Genomic DNA, 11,912 nt, shown 5'->3' on the forward strand with positions numbered 1-11,912 from the left:
CCGAAACGCCATCAGCGCGCGAGCCAGTCCCGCATCGCGGCAACCACGGCTTGCGGATTCTCCATCGTGGGCAGATGGGCGCTGTCCGCGAAGGTGACGAACTGTGCCCCGGCGATCCCCTCGGCGATCTCACGCGACAGCTCCGGCGGAATCATCCTGTCGCTTTCCCCAACGCCGACCAGAGTCGGCACGGTGATCGTCCCGAGCGTCGGGCGCGAGTCGATCCGCCCGAGAATCGCCGTTTGCTGACGCATATACGCTTCCGGCCCGACACGCTCCGACATCGCCTGCACGTCGGCCGCCACTGGCGTGCGCAGGTGCTGCGGCGCAACGAGGCTCGCCAGCAACCCCTTGGAGACGCCGATGAACCGTCCGAGCCGCACGCTCTCGATGCCCTTGCGCCGAGTCGCTTTGCGATCTTCGTCGTCAGAGCGGGCCGATGTGTCGAAGAGTGCGAGGTGCGTGACCCTTTCCGGAGCCTGCCGCATGATCTCGAAGGCGACATAACCGCCCATCGAGAGCCCAGCCAGGGCGAAACGCGCCGGCGCGGAAGCCAGTGTGCGGTTGGCCATGGCGGAGATCGAATCGTCGCGTGTGAGGTCGGCGACGACCGGCTCAATATCGCTGCCGAGACCCGCCGTCACATCGCGCCACAACCGCTCGTCGCAGATCAGACCCGGCAGCAGCACTAGTGACGTCGTCATCGAGGTCTCCGCGAATTGTGATTTCAGGGGATCGAGACTTCTTCCGATGCGTGGGCTAAATCAAGCCCGTGGCCGCGCTTTTTGCGCCGCAACCAGTGGACAAGCCGTTGGGCTTGCGCTATAGAGCGCCCACGGTGACCGGCTGTGCTGGTCGGCGACGGGGCCCTTTGGCCTTGGCGCTTTCCTCTATGGACAGATTGATAAGCTTCGAAAGGGCGGTTGACCTTTGCAAGTAGTCGTTCGCGATAACAACGTTGACCAGGCGCTGCGCGCGCTCAAGAAAAAGCTGCAGCGCGAAGGCGTCTTCCGTGAAATGAAGCTGCGCAACTACTACGAGAAGCCCTCCGAGAAGAAGGCGCGCCAGAAGGCCGAGGCCGTGCGCCGCGCCCGTAAGCTCGCCCGCAAGCGCGCCCAGCGCGAGGGTGGCCTTGCCGTTGCCGGCCGTCCGGCCGCGGCCCGCCCTGGCGCCCCCGCCCGTCCCGGCGCCACCACGCGCTAAGTCGACGCACATAGAGATTTGAGGAAACGCCGCCCATTGGGCGGCGTTTTCGTTTGGCAGTCGGCGATGGCGCTCCTGTAGGAGAGAAGCCGTGGAGCCCGCAGTAGCGCCGGTACGCAGCTGAGAGAGACTACCGCGTCGCCCGCTCGAAGAACTGCTCCGCCCGCTCCCAGATGCCACGAGCCCAGAGGTCGCTATGGCCAGCGTCCGGCTCGATCCAGATGCCGTTCGCATTCGGCGCCAGCGCATAGAGCCGCTCGCCGTTGGAAACGCCGATGGTGGTGTCGGCGGTGCCGTGGGCAACGAACACCGGTTCCTCGACCTCCGTGATCCACTCATCCGAGCGGAACTGGTCGAGCATCACCCAGCCGACCGGCAGCAGCGGATAGCGCTCGGCCGCGACTGAGACAGCCGAGAGAAAGGGCGTCTCGAGCAGCAGCGCCTTGGCGTCCCTGCGGCTGGCGACATAAGTCGCCGGCCCCGAGCCCAGCGAACGGCCCCAGAGCACGAGTTCCACCCCGGTCGCCTGCGCCCAGTCGAAAGCAGCAAGCGAATCTTCGAGGATCGCCACCTCGCTGATCTCGCCCGGCGAGGTGGGAAAGCCGCGATAGTCGAAGGCGAGGAACCCGTAGCCGTCCGCCACCCACTGCCGGTAGCGCTCGTCCTCGCCGGTAAAGCTACCCGAATTACCCTTGAAATAGACGATGAGCGGCCGACCCGCCGCCGGCGGCGCGTACCAGCCGGTGACGGTCTGCCCATTGCCCGTCGGAATGGTGACCTCCTCGGCGCCGGCCAGTCCCGCTTTGGCCAACGCCGTCACCTCGCCATTCGCCGCATACTGCAGGGCGCGCTGGTTGACGTACATATAGCCGATGACCGCGAGATAGGCGACGACCAGGAGCGTTGCCAGAACGACAAGAATGCGTCGAAAGAGCCTCACGCGTCGGCCTCGTCCTCGGTCAGCGTATGTTCGATCGCCTGGAGGAACACCTCCTCCGGCTGGGCGCCCGAGAGTGCATATTTGCCGTTGAAGACGAAGAACGGCACGCCGCGGATGCCCTGGGCCGCCGCTTGCGTCGCCAGCTCCTCGGTTATCGCCAGCTCCTTGGGATCGCTGATCGCGTCCATCGCCTCGCCCTTGTCGAACCCATGCGCCTCGGCCAGGTCCGCCAGCACATTGTCGTCGTTGATGTTTCGGTGGTCGAGAAAATAGGCCTCGGCGATGGCGTTGGCCAGCGTATGCTGCGTGCCGTAGGGCCTGGCGAGGCGGGTCAGTGTATGTGCCTTGGCCGTCGGGAACATGCGTGGCTGCTGCGAGAGGTCGAGCGGGATGCCCGACTTTTCCGCTTCCGCCTCGGCACGCGCCCAGATTTCCTTGGGATCGCGCCCGTACTTGGCCCGCAGCATGTCGGCGACGACGACGCCTTCCACGGGCGTCGTCGGGTCGAGATAGAACGGATGGTTCTCGATGATGACGTCGATGCCGTGCGGCAACGTCGCCACTGCCTTGTCCAGCCGTGTCGAGCCGATCAGGCACCAGGGGCAGACGACGTCGGTGAAAACGTCGATCTTCAATGTCTTTGCCATCGTACGTCCTTTCGTCTGCGACCGGTCTCTCACATGGACCGGCCATCGCGCAACCGCAAGGACGCACCCGGGCGTAACCTGGTTACCGGGTGGATGAATCGTTGGCTCAAAACGAAGCCGCCGCCGCCCGACGGTCGGAGTGCGCTCAGCTGAACGCGAACACTGCGCAGAACACTATGCCCAGCAACAGCAACCGCATGACCAGGCCGAGGAGCTGGGGCTTGACCAGATTGGGCTTGACCGCGCTCACCACCAGCGCGGCGAGGAGCAGGACGACGAACACCATCTTGGCCTGGAACCACGGCCCGAGCCCGGCAACGTCCCCGCCATAGCGCATCGCGACCATGATGATGCCGGTGACGACCAGGAGGCCGAAGGCGATGCGCCCGTTGCGGCCGATTTCCGCACCGAGCCCGCCCAGGGTTGATCGCATCTCCGGCGTTGCGCCAGCCATCCGCCGCCCGATGAGCGGCATGACGATGTTGCCGGCCAACCCGACCCCCAGCGATATGAGATGCACAACGAGCAAAAGGTTGAAAATGATCAAGTCCACGTCCGTCTCCCCTTTAGAGCGTTTTCAGCAAAAGTGGACACCACTTTGCGGTTCGAAAACGCGACAACTTAACGATTTGGAGGCGCCGCCCGGCGCCGGTCCATTGCCTGAAAACGGGCACGTGCTACAACCTCAAGTAATCTTGAGGTCAAGGATTTTATCGCTATGACACCCGAATTAACCGTCGGCGAACTGGCAGCCCGCAGCGGCGTCGCCGTCTCGACGCTGCACTTCTACGAAAGCAAGGGCCTGATCATGAGCCGCCGCACGCGCGGCAATCAGCGGCGCTACGAGCGCAGCGTCCTGCGGCGCGTCGCCGTCATCCGGGTCGCCCAGGAGCTGGGACTGTCGCTCGCCGAGATCGCCGCCGCCCTCGCGACCCTGCCCGACAACCGCACGCCCAACCACCTCGACTGGATCAAGCTGTCGGCCCGCTGGCGCGACGACCTCGACCGGCGCATCGCGCAGCTGAAGAAGCTGCGTGACGGATTGAGCGACTGCATCGGCTGCGGTTGCCTCTCCCTCGTCACCTGCCCTCTGCGCAACCCCGGCGATCGGCTCGGCAAGCAGGGTCCCGGTCCCCGTCGGCTGCTACCCAAGCACTGACCTGAAGATCGGCGGCGGGTCGATCGAGATTCGACTCAGGCCGGCATCAGCCGACTATCGACCGACCCTCAGTGGCCCAGTGCCTTGACAATATCCTCGGTCATCTTCTTGGCGTCGCCGAAGAGCATCATGGTGTTGTCGCGGAAGAAGAGCTCGTTCTGCACGCCCGCGTACCCGGCCGCCATGCCGCGCTTGATGAAGAGCACGGTACCGGCGTCTTCGACGTTGAGCACCGGCATGCCGTAGATCGGTGAGGTCTTGTCGGTCTTGGCCGCCGGGTTGGTGACGTCGTTGGCGCCAATGACGAAGGCGACATCGGCCTGGGCGAACTCGGAATTGATATCCTCGAGCTCGAACACCTCGTCATAGGGCACGTTGGCTTCGGCAAGCAGCACGTTCATGTGCCCCGGCATGCGCCCGGCCACCGGATGGACGGCGTACTTGACCTCGACGCCTTCGGCCTTGAGCTTGTCCGCCATCTCGCGAAGCGCATGCTGGGCCTGGGCGACGGCCATGCCGTAGCCCGGCACGATGATGACCTTGCCGGCGTTCCTCATCAGGAACGCCGCATCCTCCGCCGCGCCCTGCTTGACCGGCCGCTCCTCCTCGGCCGCGCCGGCCGCAGCCGTCTCGTCGCCGCCGAAACCGCCGAGGATGACGGAGATGAACGAGCGGTTCATCGCCTTGCACATGATGTAGGAGAGGATCGCGCCCGACGAGCCCACCAGCGCCCCGGTGATAATGAGCGCGGTGTTGCCGAGCGTGAAGCCGATGCCCGCCGCCGCCCAGCCTGAATAGGAGTTGAGCATCGAGACGACCACCGGCATATCCGCGCCGCCGATGGGGATGATCATCAGCCCGCCGAGCGCCAGCGCCAGGATGGTGATCGCCCAGAACGCCAGTGGATCGGCCGAGACGGCGAAATACCAGACGAGAAGGACGATAACGACACCGATGGCGAGATGAATGAGGTGGCGCGACGGCAGCAGGATCGGCTTGCCCGACATGCGCCCGTCGAGCTTGGCAAAGGCAATGACCGAGCCGGTGAAGGTGAAGGCGCCGATAGCCACACCGATCGACATTTCGATCAAGGCCTGCGCGTGGACCTGCCCATCGGTCGCGATGCCGAAGGCATCCGGCGCATAGAGTGCGGCGGCGGCGACAAACACCGCGGCAAGGCCGACCAGTGAGTGGAAAGCCGCCACCAGCTGCGGCATGTCCGTCATCTTGACGTTGCGCGCGATATAGGCGCCGATGCCGCCGCCGAGCCCGAGCCCGGCAATGATCAGCAGCCAGCTCACCCAGTCCGAGGGCGCCGCGACCGCGAGCGTCGTCACGATCGCGATGCCCATGCCGGTCATGCCGTAGATGTTGCCCTGACGCGCCGACGCCGGGCTCGACAGCCCACGCAGCGCCAGGATGAAGAGCACGCCCGAAACCAGATAGAGAAGAGCAGCGATATCCGCGGAGATCATTCGGCTCTAGCCCTTCTTCTTGTACATCGAGAGCATGCGCTGGGTGACGAGGAACCCACCGAAGATGTTGACGCTGGCAAAGACGAGGGCAATGAAGCCGAAGACCTTAGAGACCCAGCTGGAATCGCCGGCAAGATTGACCCCGACGGCGAGGAGCGCCCCCACCACGATCACCGAGGAGATGGCGTTGGTGACGCTCATCAGCGGCGTGTGCAGCGCCGGCGTCACGCTCCAGACGACGTAGTAGCCAACGAAGATCGCCAGAACGAAGATGGCGAGGCGGAAGGTGAAGGGATCGATCGCCCCGCCCGTCGCCGCATGCGCGACGGCGGCGATGACATCGGCGCCCCGCTCGGCAGTCTGGTCCATCTATTCGCCTCCCCCGGGAGCTTTCGGTTTCTTGCGCGGTGCCCGGCGCGGCTTCTGCGGTTCAACCCGCGGTTCCTGCGCTGCTGCGGACTTGGCAGCAGGCTTGCGCGGCGCGCGCGCTGCGGGCTTGGCTTCAGCGGGCTTCGAGGTCTCGGCGGGCGTCGCGGCTTTCTTGGACGCACCGGATTTGGCCGGCGCCGCCTTGGCAATCGCCGCGACCGGACTTGCCGCCACGTCCTTGGACTTGTTCCCCTTGCCGGCGCTGCCGGTCTTGGCCGGCTTGCCGGCGGCAGCCGCCTTCGGTTCCGGCTGCATCGCCTCGGTTTTGGACTTGCGCGCCGGCGCAGGTTTTCCCGCCGCCGGCTTGGGCGCTGCCCTGCGCGTCGAAACGGCCGTCGCGAAGGCCGGGTGCACCACCTTGCCGTCGCGCGTCAGAACCGCCGCCTTGGTGAGGTCGTCGTCCCAATTGACCGCGACCGCCCTGGTCGCCTTGTCGACCAGCGTCTCGACGAAGGCGAGAAGGTTGCGCGCATAGAGCTGGCTCGCCGTCGTCGGGATGCGGCTGGCGAAATTGGTGAGGCCGATGATGGTGACGCCGTTATGGGCGATGGTCTTGCCCGACTGCGTCAGCTCGACGTTCCCGCCACGCTCGGCGGCAAGATCGACGATCACCGATCCCGGTGCCATGGAGTCGACCATCGCCTTCGTCACCAGTTTCGGCGCCGGGCGCCCGGGGATCAGCGCTGTGGTGACGACGATGTCCTGCTTGGCGATGTGGCTGGCAACGAGTTCGGCCTGTGCCGACTGCTCCTCGGCAGTCAGCTCGCGCGCATAACCCCCCTCGCCCGAGGCGTCCTTCAACGCGTCGGTCATGATGAACTTGGCGCCGAGTGACTCGACCTGCTCGCCCGCTGCCGCCCTGACGTCGGTCGCCGAGACCACCGCGCCGAGGCGCCTGGCGGTTGCGATGGCCTGCAGCCCCGCCACCCCTGCGCCCATGACGAAGGCCTTGGCCGGCCGTACCGTACCGGCCGCCGTCATCATCATCGGCAGCGCCCGGTCGAACGCCGCCGCCGCCTCGATCACCGCCTGGTAGCCGGCAAGGTTGGCCTGGCTCGACAGAACGTCCATCACCTGCGCGCGCGTGATGCGCGGCATGAATTCCATGGCGACGGCCGAAACGCCCGCCTTGGCTAACGCGGCAATGTCGGCCTCGTTGCCATAGGGGTCGAGCGCGCCGATGACCAGCGCGCTCTTGGCCACACCCTTGAGGAGCCCCGCCTCCGGACGGCGCACGACGAGGACAATGTTGGCGCCTTTGACCGCCGCCTCGGCCGTCGCAGCGATTGCTGCGCCCGCCTCCGCATACTGCGCGTCCGGAATGCGCGATCCCGCGCCGGCGCCCGCCTCGACCATGACATCGGCGCCCAGCCCAACATACTTGCCGACCGTCTCCGGCGTTGCCGCGACCCGCAGCTCGCCGGCAAGACGCTCGCGCAAAATAGCGATCTTCATGGAAATCTCCTGGCCTCGGCCCTGTCCAGCAGGACGGGCGTTCGCTTCCTGCGGCGCCGCTATGGCTGGATCAGGAAATATAGGATGACCGTAAGCGCCACGATCGAGATGGTCGACCACTTGAGCAGGGCCATGAAGCCGTCGAACGTGCGCTCGTGCTCGGCGTAGTCCATGGCAGACTCATGTGGGTGCTCTGCGGTTGCGGTGGCGGTGGTCTTTGTGGCCATGAAATCCTCGTCCTTATTCGGGCTGGCTCGCTTCGAGCTCGTCGATCAGCCGCTCGATCATCGAAAGACCCATCGACCAGAACTGCGGGTCCCTGGCATCGAGCCCGAACGGCTTGAGGAGTTCCGAGTGATGCTTGGATCCCCCCGCTTTCAACAGCTCGAAGTAGCGCTCCGCAAAGCCTTCGCTGGCCTTCTCATACTGTGCGTAGAGCGAGTTCACAAGGCAGTCGCCGAAGGCATACGCGTAAACGTAGAAGGGCGAGTGGATGAAGTGGGGAATATATGCCCAGAAGGTGTCGTAACCCTCGTTCAGCCTGATGCCGGGCCCGAGCGATTCGCTCTGCACCTCGAGCCACAACCGGTTGATTTCCTCGAGACGCAGCTCGCCCTGCCGGCGCGCCGTGTGCACCTTGCGTTCGAAGGTATAGAAGGCGATCTGCCGCACGACGGTATTGAGCATGTCCTCGACCTTGGAGGACAGCAGCGAAAAACGCTGCTGCCTGTCGGTGGTCTTGTCGAGGATCGAGCGGAAGGTCAGCATCTCGCCGAAGACCGAGGCGGTCTCGGCAAGCGTCAGCGGCGTGTTGGCGAGGAGCGGCCCCTGCGGCGCCGCCAGGCGCTGGTGCACGCCGTGCCCAAGCTCATGCGCGAGCGTCATCACATCGCGCGCGCGCCCCAGATAGTTGAGCATCAGATAGGGGTGGGCACTCGGCACCGTCGGGTGCGCGAAGGCGCCCGACATCTTGCCGTCGCTGGTCGGCGCGTCGATCCAGCCGGAGTTGAAGAAGGGTTGTGCGACCTCGGCCATGTAGGGCGAGAAGCGCCCATAGGCCTCGAGGACGGTGCCGACCGCCTCGTCCCAGGTGAAGGTTCGCTCGTCGCTCGTCGGCAGCGGGGCATTGCGGTCCCAGCTGTCGAGCCGATCCTTGCCGAACCATCTGGCCTTCATCTGGTAGTAGCGGTGCGAGAGACGCGGATAGGCTTCGCGCACCGCCTTTTCCAGCGCATCGACCACCTCGCGCTCGACCGAATTGGCCAGGTGCCGACTGTCGGCGATGTCCTCGTAGCCGCGCCAGCGGTCCGCGATTTCCTTGTCCTTGGCCAGCACATTGGTGATATGGGCAAAAAGCCGCGCATTGCCCGAGAGGGTCCTCGAGAGCGCATGGAATGCAGCCTCGCGCTTCTCCTCCTCGCGCTCGGAGAGGAGATGCAACGTCGATTCGAGATTGAGGCTCTCCCCCTCCACCTCGAAGCGCAGCGCCGAGAGCGTCTCGTCGAACAGCCGGTTCCAGGCCGAGAAACTGGTGATCGACTTGTCGTGGAAAAGCTCCTCCACCCGGTCCTCGAGCTGGTAGGGCTTGGCCTTGCGCAGCTCTTCGAACCAGGGCCGGTAACGCGCCAGCTTCTCGTCGGCCGCCAGCGCCGCTTCGAGCACTTCGTCCTCGACGCGGTTGAGCTCCAGCTCGAAAAAAAGCGTGCGCGTCGAAAGGTTGGTCAGGGCTTCATTGACATCGCCCATGAACTTGGCCCGGTCCGGATCGCCGGTGTCCTGGGCATATTCGAGGAACGCATAGGAGCCGATCTTGCCGGTCAGGTCCCCCAGCGCCTCCGTGCGCTCGATGGCCTCAATCAGTCGGCCGGCCTTGGTCAGCTCGACGAGCTTGCCCTTGTAGTCCGCCTCGAACTGCGCCGCGTCGGTCTTGGCCCTTTCGAGGTCGGCCTTGAAGGCTTCACTGTCGCGCCCGGGATAGAGATCGGAGAGATCCCACACCGGCAGTTCGCCCAACGCATTGTGCCCCTTCTGGCTCGCGGCGTCGCTGGCGCGGGCAATGGTTGGCATGGCGGCATCTCCGGTGTTGGTCATTAAAGTCAATCGGGCCGCGACCTTAGCCAGCGGTGGGGGTGATGTGAAGGGGTGGGAGCGCCCCTCACCCTGCGAACTGGAACCGCTCGAACCGCGTCAGTGCCTCGTCGATTGCCGCCCGCTCCTCAGCCCCGACCTCCTCCATCCATGTCCATTTCTGAACGAGGAGCTTGCCCGCTTGCCGGTCGGCCTTGAGGTCGATGGCCGCCACGATCTTCTCGCCCACCAGCACGGGCAGAGCGAAGTAGCCAAGCACACGCTTGGCCGCCGGCACATAGGCCTCGAAGATGTGGTCGTAGCCGAAGAAGTGCTTCAGGCGCTTGCGCTGGATGATCAGTGGATCGAAGGGCGAAAGGATATGGACAAGGTGCGGCGGCTCGGGCGCCGCCCGCTCCAGCGTTTGCGGTTCGGCCCAGTGCTGCACCTTTTCGGCGCCCTCGACATGGACCGGGACCAGCAGCCTGCGCTTGACCCGCGCCTCGATCAGCGCCTTCATCGCTGGCTTGCGCTTGGCATCGAGATAGCAGGCCGAATCGAGGCTGATGAGCCCTTGCGAGCGCAGCGCCCGGTCGAGCAGGTAGGCAGTGATCTGCCGCTCGGTCGCGGGCGCCGGACGCTTCTCCCAGCCGAAGTGCCGGTCCATCAGCTCATAGGTCTTGACCATGCCCGAGCGGGCGCTGATGGCCAAGTCGCCTGTATAGAAAGCGAACTGCAACGCCCGCTTCGAGGGCTTGCGGCTGGCCCAGGGGTGATCCTTCTCGACGAGCTTGTCGTCGTCGATGTCTCGGATCGAGAGCGGCCCTTCCTCGCGGATGCGCTTGATCAGTTTCCTGACATCCTTGGGCGAGACGCTGCCGAACCAGGAGATGGGTTTGGCTTTGTGGTTTTTCATCGCCGGCAGGAAGTAACGCAGGTCTGCAGTCGGGACGTAGGCCAGCGCATGGGTCCAGTATTCGAACACCGTCTTGTCGACGCTCTGCGCCTGGGCAAGGTGCTCGCGTTCGTAGCCCGGAATGCGCGTGAACAGGATGTGATGGTGGCTGCGCTCGATGACGTTGATCGTGTCGATCTGCACATACCCCAGATGCGCGACGGCTGCCTGCGTCGCAGCCGGGCCGTCACCGAAGGGCGCAGCGCTATCGAGCCTTTGCGCGGCGAGCCAGATGCGGCGAGCATGCGGGACAGCGAGCGGACGGGACATGGGCACCGATGGCGATTCGTGGCCGCAAAGAATGGACCAGACCGGCCAGGCCCGTCGAGAGGACCTCGTGCGGCCGCTAAGCCGTTACCGGCGCGGGCCCGCTCGAGTCGCGAACAATGAGGGTAGAGGCGATCTGGATGCGCATCGCCCGTGCCGGATCGCCCCTTCCCCTTATGCGATCATCGAGCAGCCGCACGCTTGCAGCGCCCATTTCCGACCCATGCACCTTGACGGTGGTCAACTGCGGCGACACCTGCGTTGCGCTTGAATAGTCGCCAAAGCCGATGACCGTCGCGTCCTCTGGGATGCGGTAGCCGAGTCGCAACAACTCGCTGGTGACCGTCACCGCCATACCATCGTGGGCGCAAAAGAATGCCGTCGGCTTGAACCCGTCGCGGTTGAGGGCCATCAGGCTTTCGGTGAAGCGCACATCGGTTGCAAAGCGCATATCGCGGAACGCAACCCCCTCCTCCCGTTCCAGCACCTCGCGCACGCCATAAAGGCGCTCGAAGCGGCCGCGATAGCCGGGCGTGCCATGCACATAGGCGAGGGTCCTGTGGCCGAGGTCGAGGAGGAACTGAACAACCGCCGCGCCCGCCTCGTGGTCTGTGCCTGTCACCTGGTCGACCGGCTCGAGCGGATCGAGCCAGCCAAGGCGCACCACCGGCCTGCCGATGCCGTAGACCCCGGCGAGTGCCTCCCTCGTGTGGGGACCGACCAATACCAGACCGTCGCATTCGCGCGCATTAACCTCGATCTCCTCGGGCAAGTGCGTCCAGCGCATGCCGATCCGGTAGCCAAGCTGCTGCGCCGCGCCGAGAATACCGCTCTGCATCTGCACATGCAGTTCGCTGTTGATGAGATCCATGTCGTGGAAGATGACGCGTAGGAGCGGTGAGACCGCCTGCGCCACCGGACGCAGATAGCCGAGGCTTGCCGCCGCCTCCTGCACCCGGCGCCGGGTCTCCTCGCTCACTCCATCCTTGCCCGAAAGCGCGCGCGACACGGCGAACTTCGAAAGTCCCGTATGCCGGGCAATGGTTGCGAGCGTGATACGCGCCAATCGGTTCTCCTCTTGTCACCCGACCTCTAACGCCGAGTCGGCATGCCGGCAACCTAACGCGTTATGCGTGAAACGCGATCTGGAGGAAATTTCTTTCTCATTGCAGCGCTTGTGTTGCCGAAACCCGGCCGCTGTATTAATCCAACTTCCTGCTAAACCACAAAAATTCCGCTTCCAACAAAGCGTCCACCTAAGGCGGCATAACGCTTTACCTAACAAAACAGCATATGCAAGCCTATCAGATAGTGA

13 protein-coding genes are annotated in these 11,912 nt (G+C 64.9%); 2 read left to right on the forward strand and 11 right to left on the reverse strand.

What is annotated here, in order from left to right; genetic code table 11:
• Nucleotides 1-11: 11 nt before the first annotated feature.
• Nucleotides 12-704, reverse strand: a complete 693-nt coding sequence (locus QQK18_RS20555; protein WP_284342249.1) for an alpha/beta fold hydrolase — start codon at nt 702-704, stop codon at nt 12-14.
• Nucleotides 705-930: 226 nt separating this feature from the next.
• Between QQK18_RS20555 and rpsU the strand changes: the two genes are divergently transcribed.
• A complete protein-coding gene (gene rpsU, locus QQK18_RS20560; protein ID WP_284342250.1) occupies nt 931-1,203 on the forward strand; it encodes a 30S ribosomal protein S21 in 273 nt (90 codons plus the stop codon).
• Between the two features lie 130 nt (nt 1,204-1,333).
• On the opposite strand, the gene QQK18_RS20565 is transcribed toward rpsU, so the two are convergent.
• From QQK18_RS20565 to QQK18_RS20575, 3 genes are all read right to left on the reverse strand, one after another.
• Nucleotides 1,334-2,143 carry an alpha/beta hydrolase gene (locus tag QQK18_RS20565; RefSeq protein ID WP_284342251.1) on the reverse strand — a complete coding sequence of 270 codons (810 nt, stop codon included), beginning with the start codon at nt 2,141-2,143 and terminating at the stop codon, nt 1,334-1,336.
• Entirely contained in the window at nt 2,140-2,790 is a 651-nt protein-coding gene (locus tag QQK18_RS20570; protein ID WP_284342252.1) for a DsbA family oxidoreductase, read from the reverse strand. Before QQK18_RS20570 ends, QQK18_RS20565 begins: the two co-directional genes overlap by 4 nt.
• Nucleotides 2,791-2,935: 145 nt before the next feature.
• A complete protein-coding gene (locus QQK18_RS20575) occupies nt 2,936-3,343 on the reverse strand; it encodes a hypothetical protein (RefSeq protein WP_284342253.1) in 408 nt (135 codons plus the stop codon).
• Nucleotides 3,344-3,502: 159 nt separating this feature from the next.
• Between QQK18_RS20575 and soxR the strand changes: the two genes are divergently transcribed.
• On the forward strand, nt 3,503-3,949 hold the full coding sequence (soxR, locus tag QQK18_RS20580) for a redox-sensitive transcriptional activator SoxR (protein ID WP_284342529.1): 447 nt from the start codon (nt 3,503-3,505) through the stop codon (nt 3,947-3,949).
• A 68-nt stretch (nt 3,950-4,017) separates the two neighbouring features.
• On the opposite strand, the gene QQK18_RS20585 is transcribed toward soxR, so the two are convergent.
• From QQK18_RS20585 to QQK18_RS20615, 7 genes are all read right to left on the reverse strand, one after another.
• Nucleotides 4,018-5,421: an NAD(P)(+) transhydrogenase (Re/Si-specific) subunit beta gene (locus QQK18_RS20585; protein WP_284342530.1), complete on the reverse strand. Its 1,404-nt coding sequence runs from the start codon at nt 5,419-5,421 to the stop codon at nt 4,018-4,020.
• A 9-nt stretch (nt 5,422-5,430) separates the two neighbouring features.
• A complete protein-coding gene (locus QQK18_RS20590; RefSeq protein ID WP_348523247.1) occupies nt 5,431-5,793 on the reverse strand; it encodes a proton-translocating transhydrogenase family protein in 363 nt (120 codons plus the stop codon).
• The gene (locus tag QQK18_RS20595; protein WP_284342254.1) at nt 5,794-7,308 is read right to left on the reverse strand and encodes a Re/Si-specific NAD(P)(+) transhydrogenase subunit alpha; all 1,515 of its coding nucleotides are present in this window, start codon (nt 7,306-7,308) and stop codon (nt 5,794-5,796) included. It abuts the gene before it with no gap.
• Between the two features lie 59 nt (nt 7,309-7,367).
• On the reverse strand, nt 7,368-7,535 hold the full coding sequence (locus QQK18_RS20600; protein WP_284342255.1) for an aa3-type cytochrome c oxidase subunit IV: 168 nt from the start codon (nt 7,533-7,535) through the stop codon (nt 7,368-7,370).
• A 13-nt stretch (nt 7,536-7,548) separates the two neighbouring features.
• Nucleotides 7,549-9,375 (reverse strand): M3 family oligoendopeptidase, encoded by a 1,827-nt coding sequence (locus QQK18_RS20605; protein ID WP_284342256.1) that lies wholly within the window; start codon nt 9,373-9,375, stop codon nt 7,549-7,551.
• Between the two features lie 88 nt (nt 9,376-9,463).
• Nucleotides 9,464-10,600 carry a winged helix-turn-helix domain-containing protein gene (locus QQK18_RS20610; RefSeq protein WP_284342257.1) on the reverse strand — a complete coding sequence of 379 codons (1,137 nt, stop codon included), beginning with the start codon at nt 10,598-10,600 and terminating at the stop codon, nt 9,464-9,466.
• A 76-nt stretch (nt 10,601-10,676) separates the two neighbouring features.
• Nucleotides 10,677-11,663, reverse strand: a complete 987-nt coding sequence (locus QQK18_RS20615) for a LacI family DNA-binding transcriptional regulator (RefSeq protein ID WP_284342258.1) — start codon at nt 11,661-11,663, stop codon at nt 10,677-10,679.
• Nucleotides 11,664-11,912 lie beyond the last annotated feature (249 nt).

The sequence above is a fragment of the Devosia nitrariae genome (assembly GCF_030160115.1).
Taxonomy (GTDB): Bacteria; Pseudomonadota; Alphaproteobacteria; order Rhizobiales; family Devosiaceae; genus Devosia; species Devosia nitrariae.